This window comes from Labrys sp. E2SS-1L, from assembly GCF_057073705.1.
Genome location: NZ_CP172714.1, coordinates 189,950 through 207,500, shown reverse-complemented (window position 1 = coordinate 207,500; position 17,551 = coordinate 189,950). Strand labels below are relative to the sequence as shown.

Genomic DNA, 17,551 nt, shown 5'->3' with positions numbered 1-17,551 from the left:
CAGTACCGTGAGGGAAAGGTGAAAAGATCCCCGACGAGGGGAGTGAAACAGATCCTGAAACCGGATGCCTACAAACAGGTGGAGCCTGCAATGGTGACACCGTACCTTTTGTATAATGGGCCAGCGACTTAGTGAGACGGGCAAGCTTAAGCCGGTAGGTGTAGGCGTAGCGAAAGCGAGTCTGAACAGGGCGTTCAGTCCGTCTTATTAGACCCGAAACCGATGTGATCTAGCCATGAGCAGGTTGAAGGTGGGGTAACACCCACTGGAGGACCGAACCGGTGTCTGTTGAAAAAGCCTCGGATGACTTGTGGCTAGGGGTGAAAGGCCAATCAAACTCGGAAATAGCTGGTTCTCCGCGAAAACTATTTAGGTAGTGCGTCGCACGAATGTTCCAGGGGGTAGAGCACTGGATGGGCTAGGGGGTCTTACCGATCTACCAAACCTAACCAAACTCCGAATACCTGGAAACACTATGCGGCAGACAGACGGCGGGTGCTAACGTCCGTCGTCGAGAGGGAAAAAACCCTGACCACCAGCTAAGGCCCCTAATTCGTGGCTAAGTGGTAAAGGATGTGAGGATCCCATAACAACCAGGAGGTTGGCTTAGAAGCAGCCATCCTTTAAAGAAAGCGTAACAGCTCACTGGTCTAAACAAGGGTCTTTGCGCCGAAAATGTAACGGGGCTCAAGCCACGAGCCGAAGCTGTGGGTGTGCGCAAGCACGCGGTAGCGGAGCGTTCCATAGGCCTGTGAAGGAGTATGCGTGAGCAGCTCTGGAGGTATTGGAAGTGCGAATGCTGGCATGAGTAACGACAAACAGTGTGAGAGACACTGTCGCCGAAAGTCCAAGGGTTCCTGCGTAAAGCTAATCTGCGCAGGGTTAGTCGGCCCCTAAGGCGAGGCTGAAAAGCGTAGTCGATGGGAATGAGGTGAATATTCCTCAACCAGTGGGTAGTGACGGATCTCTTCCGTGGTGTGTTCTTATTGGATTGAGCATGCCATCACGAGGTTCCAGGAAATAGCTCCCACATCAGACCGTACCCGAAACCGACACAGGTGGACTGGTAGAGTATACCAAGGCGCTTGAGAGAACTATGCTGAAGGAACTCGGCAATTTGCCTCCGTAACTTCGGGATAAGGAGGCCTCGTTCGTGGGCAACCATGGGCGAGGGGCACAAACTAGGGGGTGGCGACTGTTTAACAAAAACACAGGGCTCTGCTAAGCCGCAAGGCGACGTATAGGGTCTGACGCCTGCCCGGTGCCGGAAGGTTAAGAGGAGAGGTGCAAGCTTTGAATCGAAGCCCCGGTAAACGGCGGCCGTAACTATAACGGTCCTAAGGTAGCGAAATTCCTTGTCGGGTAAGTTCCGACCTGCACGAATGGCGTAACGATCTCCCCGCTGTCTCCAGCATAGACTCAGTGAAATTGAATTCCCCGTGAAGATGCGGGGTACCTGCGCTTAGACGGAAAGACCCCGTGCACCTTTACTATAACTTTACACTGGCATTCGTGCTTGCATGTGTAGGATAGGTGGTAGGCTATGAAGCCAGGGCGCCAGCCCCGGTGGAGCCACCCTTGAAATACCACCCTTACGATCATGGATGTCTAACCGCGACCCGTCATCCGGGCCCGGGACAGTGTATGGTGGGTAGTTTGACTGGGGCGGTCGCCTCCCAAAGAGTAACGGAGGCGTGCGACGGTGGGCTCAGAGCGGTCGGAAATCGCTCGTCGAGTGCAATGGCATAAGCCCGCCTGACTGCGAGACTGACAAGTCGAGCAGAGACGAAAGTCGGCCATAGTGATCCGGTGGTCCGTTGTGGAACGGCCATCGCTCAACGAATAAAAGGTACGCCGGGGATAACAGGCTGATGATTCCCAAGAGTCCATATCGACGGAATCGTTTGGCACCTCGATGTCGACTCATCACATCCTGGGGCTGGAGAAGGTCCCAAGGGTTCGGCTGTTCGCCGATTAAAGTGGTACGTGAGTTGGGTTCAAAACGTCGTGAGACAGTTTGGTCCCTATCTGGCGTGGGCGTAGGAGAATTGAGAGGATCTGTCCTTAGTACGAGAGGACCGGGATGGACGTACCTCTGGTGGACCTGTTGTGGCGCCAGCCGCAGTGCAGGGTAGCTATGTACGGTCGGGATAACCGCTGAAGGCATCTAAGCGGGAAACCCACCTCAAGATGAGTTCTCCCTCGAAAGCCGTGGTAGACCACCACGTTGATAGGCCGGGTGTGGAAGCGGAGCGATCCGTGCAGCTTACCGGTACTAATAGCTTGATCGGCTTGATCGCTCTCATTTATCAATACTCACAACGCAGCAAACACGCTGCACAATGTGAAAAATAGAAAACAACCATCTTGTATGCTTCTCGCGACAAACACTTCGTATTTGTCGCTGCGCATACTCTTGACGATTGCTCCGCAATCGCAAGGGCTTCATTTTTGCTTCGCCGGCCTGGTGGCACTAGCGAGGAGCCTCAACCCGATCCCATCCCGAACTCGGCCGTTAAACTCCTCAGCGCCGATGGTACTATGTCTCAAGACCTGGGAGAGTAGGTCGTTGCCAGGCCTGCAAAGCAAAAATCTCAACAAACCATGACAATCAAACAAATTCCTGCCGCGGGGTGGAGCAGCCCGGTAGCTCGTCAGGCTCATAACCTGAAGGCCGCAGGTTCAAATCCTGCCCCCGCAACCATCTTTAATTGCGATTTGCCCGCCCCCAAGGCGGGCTTTTTGCGTTCCAGGGATATCGCAAGGATTCCGGCCAGATCGCCGCGCACGTCGATCTGCAGCGAACCGCCTTCCGGCGTCAGCACGATCTCGTTCATCAATGAACGGATCCGCTCGGCTGCAGCCATGCGCTCTCCGAGGGAATCGTCCTGGAGAGCCGCATGTAGATCCTCGATCTGGGCACGATAGTGCTGCGCCATGTTGGGGTGCAGCAGGGGAGGCGGTTCTTCGGCATCGCCTAGGAACCGCGTCAACTCGGTCTTGCGGGCCTCGAGCTTGTGGCTGCGCTGCTTGACCGTCTCGATCGACATCGCGTCCTTGAGATAGAGATCCATAATCTTGTCGAGCTCGCGCTCGATCCGCTTGAGCTCAGCGTCCACTGCGTCAATGGAAGCTCGGCCTTGCATGCGAAGCCGGTTCAGTTCGCGCGTGAATTCCTCGCAGAACTCCTTGAATAGGCTCGGATCCATCAGGTGATAGCGCAGGGCATCGAGGACGCGCCGTTCCAAATGATCCCGGCGAATGTTGTTGCGGTTGTCGCATGTGCCCTTGTTGCGCGCGGTTGAACAGCCGAGCAGATCTGCCGAGATCATCGAATAGCCGCTGCCGCAGCAGCCGCATTTGATCAGGCCTGAAAACAGATGCCTGGGTCGGCGCCGATAGTTGATGGAACCGATGTCGGCGTAGCCATCGTCACTCCGTTCGATTCTGTTTCCGCTTTGGCGCGCCTTCACGGCTTGCCAGAGTTCGTCGTCGACAATGCGCAGTTCCGGCACGTCCTGGGTGACCCACTCCGATTCGGGATTGGCGCGCGCTTGGCGCTTGCCCGTATCGGGATCCTTGATAAAGCGCTGCCGGTTCCAGACGAGCTTGCCGACATAGAGTTCATTGTTGAGGATGCCATTGCCGCGCTTGGGATTGCCGTTGATGGTGCTGGCACCCCAATCGCCGCCACCAGGGCCGGCAATGCCGTCCCTGTTCAGCTCATGAGCAATGCGCTTAGCCGACTTACCGTCGGCATAGTCGCGGAAGATGCGACGGATAATCCGAGCTTGGTGCTCATTGATGGTACGTTCGCCGCGGGCCAATTCGCCGTCGCCGTCGACCTTCCTGACCACATCGTAGCCATAGGCGTTCCCGCCGCCGACCTTCCCCTGCTCGATCCGACCACGCTGACCGCGTCGGGTCTTATCGGCAAGATCCTTCAGGAACAGCGCATTCATCGTGCCCTTGAGCCCGACATGCAGATGCGAGACCTCTCCCTCGGACAGCGTATGAAGCTTCACCTCCGAATAGGCCATGCGCTTGAAGAAGCCGGCGATGTCTTCCTGATCGCGGGAGAGGCGATCCATTGCTTCGGAGAGGACGAGTTGGAAGCGACCGCGGCTTGCGTCCGAGATCAGGGCCTGAATGCCAGGACGAAGAAGGGAGGCGCCGGACATCGCATGGTCGGTATATTCCTCCACGATCTGCCAGCCTTGCCGTTCGGCATGGAGGCGACAGATGCGAAGCTGGTCGGCAATGGAAGCGTCGCGTTGATTGTCGGATGAGTAGCGGGCGTAGATCGCGACCTTCAAGGATCAATCTCCTTCAGCATCACGAGCGGGTCTTGCATCGCCCCTTTCTCGTCTGAGCTTCATAAACCTGCCGCGCGGCGTGACGAGCGAGCAGGCGGATTAGTTCGACCAGGCGTTGGTCCGGATCGGCGCCGTGATGCCGACGTCTCGACTCTGACTTGATGAGTCGAAGTACATTGCCAGGCTGCGGGCGGATATCGGAGGCCATGGTTGCGCTGTTCCAAGTCGATTGCAAGCTGACAGCAGCAAGATCGTTGGAGATGAAGGCATAAGCAACTGAAATCAAAAGACAAAAAAGGTGTTGCCTGGTGCCTTCTCGAGTGCTCCCGAGTGTAAAAGGAGGCATTCGCGTGCCATAGCGAATGGAAAATACGCGCGAGAATAGCTTAGTCCGTTCCGCCGAGAGTGGCGATTGCCCCAGTCGCGGACATTGCTCGCAGGCCGGAAAGCGGATGTTCGGCTTCGCGCCCCGAAGCCGTCGTTCCTAGCGGGGTCGCCAAATGTCTGCTTCTGACAAATACCACATTCAACTCGCCCTACTGGCCAATACCCAACGCTCGGTCGGCCGCTTGACTATGGCGTTGGTAGACCGCGTTAGCACCCGCGATCGGTTGAGACTTCTTATACCTTTCATGGAAAGTCGGACTGGTAAGGTCATGAAATATCGTCCATTATCTTACGGGGACGCCTTGGGGGATAGCCGCGCATTATGAGTTCGGATGATGCTGCTCCGGCGTTACTACTGCATTCGGCAGCGGACTCGGCGCTCGGTTTCTATTACCAAACCTTTTTCGCGCTGCTGACCTTGCTTGGCCAGACCGCCGACGACGCAGCGGTCGCAGTCGAGCGGCTCGACGATGTCGAGATCAAGGCCGACGGCCATCTGCTTCTCTACCAGCTTAAGCATTCAATCAGTGCCACGCCTCCCGACATCACCCTGAAATCGAAAGCGCTGTGGAAGACACTGAAACTCTGGGTCGACCTTCTCCCGGCTGTGACGCTGGCTGATACGAGCTTCCACCTCGTCGCTGTCGGCGCTATCGCTGCCAGCAGCCCGCTGACCGCGCTACTGGTAGACGGTGAGGATCGCGCTGAGCTTGTCGCAGCACTAGTGGCCGAAGCTCAGCGCGTCGTAGACGCGCGCGCGGCGGCGAAGAAGCTGGGCAAGACGCAGCCGCACGCCGATCGTATCCCGGGCTGCGCCGCCTTTCTCGCGCTCAGCGACATCGATCGGAGCAATCTGATTCGTCGCTGCCGGATCGTGCCTAGCAGTGCGGCGATCGACAAGATCGAGCCGATGATCGCCGACCATCTCGGGCTCCTGCCCGCTGGCCAACGGCCGATGGTCGCGGAGCAACTCGTCCAGTGGTGGGATCGACAGATCGTCCAATCGCTATGCGGGCTGCGCGACCGCGCGGTGTCGCGGCTCGAACTCCAGCACCAGATCATGACAATCGTCGCCGACATTGAGCAGGGCAAATTGTCAGTGGACTTCGAGACGGTCGCCAACCCGCGTGAATATCAACCTGACGGCATGCTTGCGCGCCAGATCGAGCTCGTCGACGGCAAGCTCTCGGACATCGATCGCGCGATCCGCGAGGAATGGCGCGCCCGCGAGCAGCGTGCCAAATGGGTCAGCGACAACCCAGCGATGAAGAGTCGTATCGGCGAATATGACGCCATTCTCAAGGAAGCTTGGTCGGACGAACACCGGCAAATGGCCGAGGACTGTTGCGGCCTCGACGAGGCGGCCAAGCGGTCATCGGGACTGAAGGTTCTTAGGTGGAGCCACGAGGACGCCCACAAGAGCGTACAGCCCATCGCCGTAGGCTGGGCCGCGCCTTACTATGTGCGCGGCACATACCAAGTCCTCGCTATCAACCGTGCGGTTGGTTGGCATCCAGATTATCTCGATCTGCTGAAGGATCCAGAATGATCGTTGCCCACGACATCTATTCCGAGACCAATCCAGCCTATGGCACCTATGTCTTGACGATGTTCGTCCAAGGCTTCATTGCGGCTGACGGTGCGGGTCCGGAGTTGCCGACGGCCTATCTCGCGCTGCCGGTCGCGATGTCGGGTGATCTTGCCACGAGCTTCGACGGCACGAACAGGAACACCGGTCTGCTTGAATGGCTGGATCGCAGTCCGCAGATCCAATTGGGCCTCGCCGATAGGGTCAACCGGTCGATGGAGATCGTAACCGCCGCCGTCCGCCTGGCCTGTTTCACGCAGACCCTCGCGCTGGTCAACGGCACCCGACTGCGGGCGGGGGCACAGAAGCTCAAGAAGAGTCCGATCGCGACCTTGTCAGACGATACGGCTAACGGGATCAAACGGGCAGAGCGCCTAGGATATTGGTTTGCGACAGCCGGCTCGACCCGGTCAATCTTCGACGCGATGGGTTTGACATTGTGAAACGTTGGAACATCAGCAACATCTTCTTCCTGGGCGTGTCGGGACAGCTCCGCGACGTGTGCTTCGAGCGCGACGAGATGAACATCATCACCGGCGCCTCGGGCACCGGCAAGTCGACCCTGATCAAGGCGATCGACTATTGCCTCGGCTCGAAGCGCTGTGAGCTTGCCGCCCATGTCCGCCGGCGCAGCATAGCGGTTGGCGTCAAATGGGTCGCCGGTGATGATGAGATGATCGTAGGGCGCGTCATCCCGCCGGTTGGCCAAGGCACAAGCACCCGAATGTTCACGACGTCGGGGCGCAATCTCGCGCTTCCCAGCACGCTCGGTGAGTTCGACGGGGCGACCACAGTCGACGCTGCCAAGAGCTTCATTGAGCGTGCGTTCGGGATCGGTGACCTGCCCGGCGAAGCCGACGCGTCGGGCAATGTACGCGGGCGAGCCACCGTCCGGCATGTCACGCCCTATCTCTTCCTCACTAAAGACGTGATCTATAGCGAAACCGTGCTCCTCCACGGCCTCGAGATTGCTGACAAGGCCCGCGATATCGTCGCGAGCATTCCCTATTTCCTAGGCGCAATCGACGAAGCGACCGCAATGGATGAACGCCAGCTACGTCAGCTGCAGCGTGGTCTCGATCGCGAAGAGGCCCGGCTGAAGTCGCTGGCCGCCGCCGAAACCGTCCTCAAGACCCGTGCGCTCGCGCTATTGAACGAAGCCCATCGCGTCGGCCTGATTGCTGCGGAGCCCGCGCCCGATGCATCGGAGGACACCCTCCTCGCCCAACTGAAACTCGTGGCCGGTGCAGAGCTCGGTAGCGATCCTTATCCCAATGAGAGTGAGCTCGGTGCCCTCCACCTGCGCCGCCGCAGCTTGCTCGATGCGCTCGATGTGGCCCGGCGTCGCGCGGTTACGAGTCGCAGCGCTATCCGTGAGGCGGCCGGCTTCCAGACCGCGGTCACCCGGCAGCGCGAGAAGCTCATGCTGGCCGATCACTTGCATCTGTCGGACGTCGGCGGCGTCTGCCCGGTGTGCGAGGCGCCGTCCGAGACTGGCCGCGAAGCCGCCCGCGCGCTGCAGGCGACATTGACGAAGGTGCGCGACGAGAGCGCCGCGGTCGATCGGGTACGTCCGAAGCTCATCGAATATGATCGCGGGCTCAACGAGGAGATCGGCCGCCTCAATCGCGATCTCCGCGAAGTCGACGGGCAAATCCACAGTTGGCTCAGCCAGACCGAAGAAACGCGCCGCCTCGCGAATCTAGGCCAGTTTCGCGCTCATATCATCGGACGGATATCGCTGTTCCTCGAAGCCAGCCGCGACGAACCGCGTCAATCCATCCGAGACCTATCAGTGTTGCGGGCACAGATTGCCGAACTTGAGGGCCGGGTCGATCGGGAAGCCAAGGAGATCAAGCTGCGCCGCGCCGAAGCCAAAATCTCTGAATTCGCCTCTGAAGTGTTCAAGGTGCTACCAACCGTCGACCCCTGTGTCGGGTCGGAGCTCGACTTTTCGTCGCGTAAGCCAGAGGTCAGCGTCATCGAAGCCGATGGCGGAGCCATCCTCCGCATGCCCGACGTGGGGTCAGACCAAAACTACTTAGCCATCCACATTGCCCTGTCGTTCGCGCTTCAGCGCCATTTTGAACGGATCGAGGCACCGGTGCCGGGCCTCCTCGTGCTCGACCAAGTGAGCCGTCCCTATTTCCCGACCCGCGGCGAGGACGCCGACGAGCAGGAGATCGAAGGTGGCGAGGAGGACGAGGATATCCAAGCGATGCGCCGCCATATCGATTTCCTATTCGCCGAGACCGCGCGACGTAAGGGCCTCCAAGTGCTGCTGATCGAGCATGCCTATTTCGCCGACGATCCACGCTATGTCGTAGCGACCCGCGAACGGTGGACGAGGGCATCTAAAAAAGCGCTCATTCCGCTCGACTGGCCGGTGCGCGGTGACTGACCCGCCAGCCGCCGCGGACCAGTAAGGTAGATCATGACAACAGAGGGAGTCGCGCGTGCGCGTCGAACGGGCGGAATTCCAAAGTTACGGGGTACATCTGAAGGATAAGTCGCGACCGCCAAGCCGTGGCGGCAACACTCGCGCTTGGCATCAACACATCATCACGATCAGTGGCGAGAGATACTCCTTCCTTGCGACCTGGTCCGGAAAATTTGTCTACAAGGGCGAGACCGTAAGCTTTGACTGGGAGTGGGACGAAAGCGGAAGTACCGCAACGTCGATATGACGACCGTCGTCGCCGTGTCGAAAGCCGGTGAAGAAATAGTTCGCGGCGACCGTGGCACGAAGAAATGGCGTACCGCCGACACTCGGCTACCGGCGCGCCGCACCGAATGGACGGATTGAGGGGGGCATGACGGAAGGTTCGACAGACGATTCGGTACCGGCTGGGGCAGCAGCAGCGCCGCCGCCCGGCAAAGTGCATAGGAAGCCGAAGACGGCGCCCAATCCGAAGCGGCAGAAGAAGGCACGCGAGCGCCTTGACAGTCTCTTCTCTGACCGCTCGAACGTATGGGTCATACATTATTCCTGCGAAAGCTTCTACGATCGCCCGAATGGCGCCTCACCCCGCATCACGTCGCTTGCCGTGCGCAGCCTCGACAGCGCGCAGACCCATTCCTTTTCTATCCATCAGGTCGCCGAGCGGCTGAAGGTGCCCTTCGACGAGATTGAGGCGCGGTACGACGAGCTAGAGCGACAGATGCTGGACGCCTACTACCAACATATCGGTGCCCATCGCGGTATGAAATACCTCCACTGGAACATGCGCGACATCAACTACGGCTTCGCCGCGATCGACCACCGCTACCAGGTGCTTGGGGGAACTCCGGTTCTGGTCGAGGACGCCAAAAAGTTTGATCTCTCCCGCCTCCTCATCGACATCTATGGCGTGGCCTATATCGGTCACTCACGTCTCGAGAAGCTGATCCAGAAGAACGAGATCCAGCCCCGTGACATGATGACTGGCGCCGAGGAGGCCCAAGCGTTCGTTGACGGTAACTATGTCGGACTTCACCAGTCTACCTTGCGCAAGGTAGACGTGCTCGCCAACATCGCCGAGCGGGCTCAGAACCGGCAATTGCTGACTAACACGAGCTGGTGGCAGATGCACGGCGGGCGCGTCAGGACCGCCATCGACTGGCTATCGGGCAACAAGCTCCTGCTTTTCGGACTAACGCTTGCCGGCGTTATCATCGGCATTCTGACACTTCGCTAACCCAGCTACTACGGAATGCAGGGATTATGAAGGTGAACGGCGGCTCTTGCTAGGAGCGGACTCCTTTTGCGTCCCTGCAAATGGCAATGATTGGTCGCTTGCCAAACGGCAGCTATCCGCTGAGTGTGGCGCGAAACCAGACCGTCGGCAGTCGGCCCCAAAGCGGAGAAATCGGCCGAACTCAAGCGAGCGGGCATGACTGCATCGCCTATGCCCTTTGCTGGATTCCTTAGTACAGACGACAGTTGGCAGGCCAACGCCGATCGACGGATTTCGGCTTACTTTTCGCGGAAGAGCTTGTGTTTGGAGGTACTTTACGCGGCAAATACTCTGGATTCACTCGCGGCTCTGCTACTTTAGCGCTTGTCTCTGGCATGGACGAGGAGTCCGTGTGAACCGGTAAGCGGATTTCATGCCGATCGGCGTTCCAACTCCCTGATTACAAATGCATCAGTAGGGGTCCTTGGGCGATGCCGATCCACAAGTTGGACAAGAAATCCGACCAAGACAGTCGAGGAGAGGGCCGCGGTCGCACTCGGCAATGGACGGCCCCTGTTACGCAACGCCAACATTTGGATCGGTGGCTAGGGCCGCACCACTTACTCGAGAGGGGTCGAGCGATTTCAGTTTGGCCCATTCGACCAGGTTAGGTGGACGGTAGGCTTCGTCAACTCGCCACCGATCGAAAACCGATCCATCAATGGTTTCATTAATTCGCCTCGTCGTGGCCTGCGCTCCAACGTCTGGGGGAAGATCTACGGGCCGATAATAAGGGCGCGAAACGAAACGATAGAGGCCGTACGCGAAGTCGCGATAGGAATCGGTAATGGGTGGCGTGATCTGAGAGGTGTCGATTGCGACGTGGTCACGAAAGACGAGCCCCAAGGCGGCGGCCTTGTCCGAGAGCCATTTCAGCGGACGCTGCGCCAACGGGTCGCTCGCGTATCCCCCGCCAACATTCGCGTGGGCGCCGACGAACCAGCGCTGCTCCACCTTGTCGATCGGCCGCTCAGGCGCGCCGGCTTGGCCTGCTCTGACCGTTCTGGTCCAGAACGTCGGCTCGAAGCTTTTGCGATGTTCGTCCAGCGCAAGTGCGTGAAAGGCGTTCTCGTTGTCGAGGCGCAGATGGGTGTCGAGGAAACGATATTTGCGGATCTTGGTTGCCAGGCTCCAGAGCGGAAGCCCAAGGGAGCCGACGGTGTCCCAAACGCCGAGGAATTTGATCTTCGTCGGGCGTGAGTATTTCACCAACCATTGCTCTTCGATGGACGCATCCTTGGGCAGCTCTTTCGTGAGCAGCGTTCTGATTGTCGTGGAGTCGTAGAGGCGGTAGCGTGCATAGAGCTGCTCGATCGAAAGCGGTGCGCCCAGCCTGAGGACGCCGCATTTGCAGATCAACCCCGACAAGCTCCGCGCTGTGTAGGCACCGCGGCTGAAGCCAAAGATGAAGATTTCATCGCCGTCGTCGAAATTCTGAATAAGCCAGGTGTAGGCATCGATTATTTCGGCATCGATGCCATAGCCCATGACGCCACCGCGGACGGATTCTCCGCGCTGCGTGCCGACACCCTGGCTGTAAAAGACGCGTTGATCGGCGGTCTCGGCCGTCAGCGACTTCATGCGCCACACGTTCGTATTGTTGTTCAGCGTGTTCCAGGTGCCATCCAGAAAGATCGCAAGACGTTTCATTAGACTCACTTTCTTCGATTAACCGCGGGTGATGGAGAAATTCACCCCTACAGGCTTCATTGCTGGTGCTGGTGTTGGTACTGGGCTGGGGCGAGCGCTTGACCTCACGGCCGATCTTCTGACCCAGAAGGGCCATCCAGGTGGCCCGTCTGAGGAAAATTAGGATTCACGCCACCAGGCCTGCTTTTGGTCAAAGCCTTGCTGAAAACCCAGCCTGTTGTCCCGCTCTCCAGTCGAATGTGGCTCCAGCCTCGCCCTTCGTCCAACACCGAGACCACAGAATTCTTCTGTAGAGTTGCGATCACCAGGTACTTGGATCCGGGGCCTTCCCGAAGATTGAGCGCCGTATTTGTGTACCGGACAACGGGTGGTGGAGCGGCGACGTCGGAAGCGCTTGATGGTGAGCCCAGTGTGCTGCGCGGTTTCGCGTCGCGCGGTGCCGAACTCGAAGGAGCCAGCGGCACGTCAGAGATGGACGAAGGCTGAGGCTGTGGGGTGGGAGGTTTGTCGACGTTCAAAGAGGACGTTGGCGACGCCACGTTCACTCCGACCTCATCTATCAAAGGGCCGTTCGCGAGCTGATTTGATACCTTCCGCTCAACTTCCTTCCCGGGACGTGTCGTGGCTGCCTCATCCTTGCTTTTGAAGAGGATCGCGGCAAGCGGCAGCAGGAGAGCTGCCGCGATCCCGATAAACACGCCACGTCCCCAAGCGCGCTTCTTTTCGTGGCCAATTGGCGGCTCCAAGGTGTGGGTCGCCGGCTTCGCAGAAGCAGGGGATGGAAGTGATGGATGCCTTTCTCTCGGAATCTGCGCGAGTTTCAAGCACCCGTCCGCGAAGTCGGCAGCCTTTCCAGTCTGCGAGAACTCAACGATCTCGTTTACGCCGCTGTCGCTTTGGAAGTGGACTGTCTCGTAGAGGCAGATGGGTATCTGACGATTGTCCTTGAAACGCCGATCCGGTCCGCCGTTCTTGTTCGGATGCTTCCAGGTATGGTCGACAACCTGTGCGTCGCTCGGTACTCGTTCGGTTTCAATGAAGCGGGAGTTCTGCCATCGGAGACGAAGGTCAGCGTAGCTCACAGCGCCAACCTTGTTGCCGTGTTGAATAAAGACGACGTCCGGCATGAAGAACATGGTCTGCTTCCCGACGCCTATGGCTGGTGCAGAAACGTTGCTCTTGATAACCGATGGAAGCGAATGGCTTAGAGTCGTCGCCTTCCTTTGAACCAGATGTGAGGCCCCAGCATGCCGCTTCCACGCAGAGAGGCTTTGGATGGCGCCGCCTGCTTCGATGTGCCACTTGCCAGCGCATCTACTGAGTCCGTCGAAACCTCCGGCAAGCCGGTTGTAGGCAGCCTCGGCATCACCTTCCAGGTCATAGTAAAGAACGACGCTGCGACGATAGGAATCGAACCATCGCCCAATGGCCCACGCTGGCAGGGCGAGAGCGGCAAGGACAAGGCCGGGTCCTCCAGAAGCAAAACCTGCCAGCAAGCCGATTCCGATCGTAGTCCAACACAAAGCAACCGACAACCTAATCTGGGCGACTTTGGCATTGATTTCGTCCAGAATCTCCCCGAAGGACTCGTCACGCATCTGCATCACATCGCCGGACTCAACCTCGATCATGGCGACGTCGTCGTTCGTTGTAATAACGGGTTGAAGGGGTTGCGCGACCTGCGGCGCTGCGCTGCGACGCCCAGCATTACCCAGCGAAGCGCGATAGTAGAGTCCGCCGCGGCCGGCATGAATGTAGTGCCCACGCGGTCCGGTGCCGATCCGCAGACCCTTCACGCCGACCGAGACGCCGACGCCACCCTTTGAGAAGTTAAAACGAAACGGGCCGGCGGATACAGACTTTCGAATATAGAACGGCACGATCGGCCTCAGTTGGGAACGATGTTTTTGTTACGATGAAAGGTCTGTCGTCCGGACAATTATCCGGCGGCCGGTAAATTGACGCAGCCCACCGCCATGCATCATCGCGGCATCGATAGGGCCTTGTGAAGATCTGCTTTGGGACACATGGCTTTTGAAGGGAGGCGGCAATTTAGATGCTACCCATCTCAAACAAAGGCCTTTACATGCTCGCTCTTCGCAAATCTTTTGGACGAAAAGAAGCCTGCGCAAACGGACTTCTTTGAGCAATTCTCGCATTCATCCTCGTATTCATTCTTCCAGTCGCTGATGGATTGCTTGGCGTATGGATGGATCGAATCGTCAATGAGGCAAAATGGTAAGTTGTAAACGGACACATTCATGCCAGCCGAGGCTAGATACAGAACGGCATCTTTCAGTTCTTGCCTGTAGTCATAGGGGTCGATCCATAGCTTGTCGAGGTTGGCCCTTGTGAAACCCGTGATTTCCAGGCCCATGAAAGTCACGTGGTCAACAAACGTCAGATTGCGGAAGATGAAGTCAGCTAAGGCCGGCAGGCCCTCATAGGTCTGCTGATGCACTACAACGCGGATTTCAACGTGCGCTCCCAGTGCCTTCAATTGCATGATGCCAACAACGGTCTCGTCGAAAGCTCCATGCGACTGGACAACATAGTCATGTCTCTCAGGATCCGAGGAATAAAGCGGAATACCCACAGAGATGCGCCTATTGGCCATTGCTACGTATTTGCGGCTGAACTCAGGGTCAGCGAAAGCTCGGCCGTTTGACAGGATGTGAATGGAGGTAGACGGTAGGATCTGCGTAGCTGTCTGCACGACATCGAGGAACTTCTGACCCAGAAGGGTCGGTTCCCCCCCGCTGATGCCCAGCATCGGCGTGTCCGTGGGGACGAGCTTCATTACGTCGATTATTTCATCACCTAGCCACCCGTCATCGACATTACGAGGGGGCTGAGAACACATAAGGCAGAGGTGATTGCAGCGTTCCGTTGAAAGGAAAAAATTAGCGCTGGCGTTAGTTCGAAATAGGACGCGCACTGTTCCGCGACCTGTGTCGTAACGCAGCACATCACCAGGCTGAAGATAGGTAAAGGTCTCTGGAAGAATGATGCTTGGACGATCAGGATTTTGTCGCAAGACATCAGCATGTGAGGGAAAGCCGACGATCCAAGCGGAAGCATCACCCAATTCCGCTCCACCGTCGTAAAGGACAGCGTCGGTTCCAGCGAGCAAAGAGCTTCCAGGAGAAGCCAAGCGAAGCAGCACCCGTTGCGCCGGGGGAATCGGCCCAAACTCCTCTGCCACGTGACCCGAGAGCGTCAGCATCAGTAGGTCCAACTCAGGAATAGATTGCGATAGTCCGGGCTATCTTCCATCAGGCCAATGAGGCGCTTGAAGACGCTCATATTGCGACCGCAAAACGAGGAATGAGTCTTTAGCCCCACGACATCTGCCTGCGTGGCTTTATGGAACACGGGGTCAGAGCCACAGAATGGTTCGAAGGCACATTCCGAGCACATGGGTACGGACCCTGCGAATGATTGCTCAAGGGTGTCGAGCAACGTGTCGGAAGCTAAAATGTCCTCATAGCTCGACGTGTAGACATTGCCGAGCCGGAATGAACGATCGCCCATCTCTGCCAGCATGCGAGCTTCATCCGAAGCGTATACATCACCGTCATAGTTGTAGACGATCGCCGCTATGCCAGTGCCCGCCGGCGACATCAGATCTACGTATCCCGGCTCAAATGGTGTCAGCATTTTTGTCAAGATCGTCGAGGCGTAGAACTCCTTAAACGGAATTCCTCGACGATTAAGCTCTAGAATGTAGTCTAGACCCCGGTGGTAAAAATTGAGCCAGTCGCTGTAGTCATAAGATTTGTACCACTTAGTCTTCACCGCAAAGCCGTAAGGGGATAAGGGACGAAGAAATATACCCGGAAACCCCAATCGGACGTATTCATCAATGATTTCTTCAACACGCCCTAGGCTGGCCTTCGTGGTTGTCATAAGGGCGCTAACTTGTTCTTTGCCTAACGCTTGCCTTGCGCGTTCAATACCGGAGATGGCTAATTCATAGCTATTTCGTCCTGGCCGAGGTCGGTTGGCATTGTGAAGATCAGCAGGCCCATCCAGCGAGGTCGATATCTGGATTTTATGTCGACGGCAGTAGTCGAGAATTTCATCGGTGATCACGGCTAAGTTGGTGGTGATCACAAATCCGAGGCGACGATCGGCTGATTTGTTGATCTCAAGCGCCCGCTCGACCACATGCTTGATAATTGGGAAATTTAATAGGGGCTCTCCGCCCTGAAATTCAATCTTTATGGCTGGGCTAGGGGATCGAAACACAAGTTCTAAGGCTCGGTTTGCCGTCTCCTCATTCATATCGAATGCCACTCGGTCATCGCTCTGGCGAGACACCTGACAATAGGGACATGAATGCTCGCACCGTAAGGACGCGACAAAAATGTGCAATGCGGTGAAATTGGATAACCGCTCAGTCTTCGTCCGAAGCTTTGTTGCGAGCAGACTCTTCCCAAGGGATGATGAGCCGTCGAAGAGAAAATGCTTACGACGAAGCTCCGAATAGTTCGGGCTTTCGATCGTTAGTCGATGCCTAATCAGGTCAGATATTACGGCCCTTGATAGGACCACGTATTCGCCGACCTGATTGGTGGCAACATATTTGTCTTTATCAAGAGGCGCGAACCGGAAGAAACCAAGTTCGTAACCTTGCGCGTCAGCTTGATATTTGCTCAGAGGAAGAAATCTAACCACTGGACACTATGCTAGTTTTGGAAAAAGCAAGGGCGAGCACCGCGTTCCGAACCGAAGCCGTCTCTTGTGCGATCGTCGCTCGCAGGTCTTGATCCAGCACCTCGGTACGGAAACGCTCGACCATCTCTTTTGCAAGAGACGAAGAAACCACCTTCCGGAACCGAAGGGTGCACGATATCTCCTGCGCCGAGACGCTTATCTCAACCGAACCCACGTCCGTCATGCGATAGGCTGCCCGCTTGACGCAATCTAGCGTAAACACGTTTGCATCGAATATAACGTGAACCAATTCTACCAGATTTTGTTCAGACATTAGCTCAGCAATAAGAGTGACCAGAACAATGAGAGCCGTGGCTTGAGTGCGAGTTGTGGCTATAATGCGTCGCGATCAGAGTCTCTCCGTCATCTGAGCGACGAAGTACCACGCCAGTCGGAATGGTAGACTTGATGTTGGCAATTTCGATACTCGAATCCATTGTCTGAGTGCTGTTAGAAACAGCAGCATCTGCTGATGTATGGGTCATCAAGGCAGTGGCAGACAGAGCCAGCGGTGATAGAAATGCTCTCTTAGACATTAGCGCCCCCTTGCACATTACCCATTTACAAGCGAAACCTAGGAAGCGCAAGATATGATTGCGGTAAATTGTGATTTCAATACAAAAATTTATGCAACATTTTGACGTCCGTGGGAGATGAACTTGGTCCGATTCGATACTCGGCCGGAGGGGCGTCGTTATATTACCAGGGTAATACATCGTATATTACCAGGATAATAAATATTGACTTGGGTCGTGGCGCTGAGGGGGCTCGATCAAGCTTGCTCTAGCGTCCTGTGACCACTGCAAGGTGTGACTTGTGTGTTTCCCATGCCCGGCGTGACACGGCCGTTAAAGGACCAAGCCGCTGTGGCGACGGGCAACGAGCGCTCTCCCACAGCCAAGAGCAAAGCTCCGTCGGTGAAAGCGGAAATGCGAGATACTATCTGCGCGAGCTCTACAGCGCGGCTATGAAATAGAGAGCGAGTACTCATTGCCAAACTGCCGGAGCCGGGTGAACGACGATATCGATCCGGGCCCGGCTCTAATCCGCAGCGGCTACGCTGAAGGTCGAGCTCAAGGTGCCATGAGTCAGCTATGTCCATGGTCTGATCGACCAGCGCCTAGCCAAAATGGGTGCAATCCCATCGCAGGCTCTTGGGCATAAACGTTGCTCGG

Annotated in this window: 10 protein-coding genes, 1 tRNA gene and 2 rRNA genes (1 of these 13 only partly in view); 7 read left to right on the top strand and 6 right to left on the bottom strand. The window is 57.1% G+C overall.

From position 1 onward, the window contains the following. The 3 genes from ACIGJE_RS33860 to ACIGJE_RS33850 all read left to right on the top strand — a co-directional run. Positions 1 to 2,300 (top strand): 23S ribosomal RNA (locus tag ACIGJE_RS33860); it begins 511 nt to the left of the window's first position. Between the two features lie 163 nt (positions 2,301 to 2,463). Then, positions 2,464 to 2,578, top strand: a 5S ribosomal RNA gene (gene rrf / locus ACIGJE_RS33855). A 49-nt stretch (positions 2,579 to 2,627) separates the two neighbouring features. After that, a tRNA-Met gene (locus tag ACIGJE_RS33850) sits at positions 2,628 to 2,704 on the top strand. Here ACIGJE_RS33850 and ACIGJE_RS33845 read toward each other — a convergent pair. Then, complete coding sequence (locus ACIGJE_RS33845; protein WP_483681798.1) at positions 2,661 to 4,316, bottom strand: recombinase family protein; 1,656 nt, start codon at positions 4,314 to 4,316, stop codon at positions 2,661 to 2,663. The genes ACIGJE_RS33850 and ACIGJE_RS33845 overlap by 44 nt on opposite strands. 709 nt (positions 4,317 to 5,025) lie before the next feature. Between ACIGJE_RS33845 and ACIGJE_RS33840 the strand changes: the two genes are divergently transcribed. From ACIGJE_RS33840 to ACIGJE_RS33825, 4 genes are all read left to right on the top strand, one after another. After that, positions 5,026 to 6,252 carry an ABC-three component system protein gene (locus ACIGJE_RS33840; protein ID WP_483681707.1) on the top strand — a complete coding sequence of 409 codons (1,227 nt, stop codon included), beginning with the start codon at positions 5,026 to 5,028 and terminating at the stop codon, positions 6,250 to 6,252. Then, a complete protein-coding gene (locus ACIGJE_RS33835) occupies positions 6,249 to 6,734 on the top strand; it encodes a three component ABC system middle component (protein ID WP_483681705.1) in 486 nt (161 codons plus the stop codon). The genes ACIGJE_RS33840 and ACIGJE_RS33835 overlap by 4 nt, the downstream gene beginning before the upstream one ends. Continuing rightward, positions 6,731 to 8,692 (top strand): DUF3732 domain-containing protein, encoded by a 1,962-nt coding sequence (locus ACIGJE_RS33830; RefSeq protein WP_483681703.1) that lies wholly within the window; start codon positions 6,731 to 6,733, stop codon positions 8,690 to 8,692. Before ACIGJE_RS33835 ends, ACIGJE_RS33830 begins: the two co-directional genes overlap by 4 nt. 412 nt (positions 8,693 to 9,104) lie before the next feature. Continuing rightward, complete coding sequence (locus ACIGJE_RS33825) at positions 9,105 to 9,968, top strand: hypothetical protein (protein ID WP_483681701.1); 864 nt, start codon at positions 9,105 to 9,107, stop codon at positions 9,966 to 9,968. Positions 9,969 to 10,523: 555 nt separating this feature from the next. On the opposite strand, the gene ACIGJE_RS33820 is transcribed toward ACIGJE_RS33825, so the two are convergent. From ACIGJE_RS33820 to hxsD, 5 genes are all read right to left on the bottom strand, one after another. Next, a complete protein-coding gene (locus tag ACIGJE_RS33820) occupies positions 10,524 to 11,657 on the bottom strand; it encodes a DUF2235 domain-containing protein (protein WP_483681699.1) in 1,134 nt (377 codons plus the stop codon). Positions 11,658 to 11,761: 104 nt separating this feature from the next. After that, on the bottom strand, positions 11,762 to 13,537 hold the full coding sequence (locus ACIGJE_RS33815; protein WP_483681697.1) for an SH3 domain-containing protein: 1,776 nt from the start codon (positions 13,535 to 13,537) through the stop codon (positions 11,762 to 11,764). 188 nt (positions 13,538 to 13,725) lie between these two features. Further along, positions 13,726 to 14,883 carry a His-Xaa-Ser system radical SAM maturase HxsC gene (hxsC, locus tag ACIGJE_RS33810; protein ID WP_483681695.1) on the bottom strand — a complete coding sequence of 386 codons (1,158 nt, stop codon included), beginning with the start codon at positions 14,881 to 14,883 and terminating at the stop codon, positions 13,726 to 13,728. Continuing rightward, positions 14,883 to 16,319, bottom strand: a complete 1,437-nt coding sequence (gene hxsB, locus ACIGJE_RS33805) for a His-Xaa-Ser system radical SAM maturase HxsB (protein ID WP_483681796.1) — start codon at positions 16,317 to 16,319, stop codon at positions 14,883 to 14,885. The genes hxsC and hxsB overlap by 1 nt, the downstream gene beginning before the upstream one ends. A 10-nt stretch (positions 16,320 to 16,329) precedes the next feature. Then, complete coding sequence (gene hxsD / locus ACIGJE_RS33800) at positions 16,330 to 16,650, bottom strand: His-Xaa-Ser system protein HxsD (RefSeq protein WP_483681693.1); 321 nt, start codon at positions 16,648 to 16,650, stop codon at positions 16,330 to 16,332. Between the last annotated feature and the right edge of the window lie 901 nt (positions 16,651 to 17,551).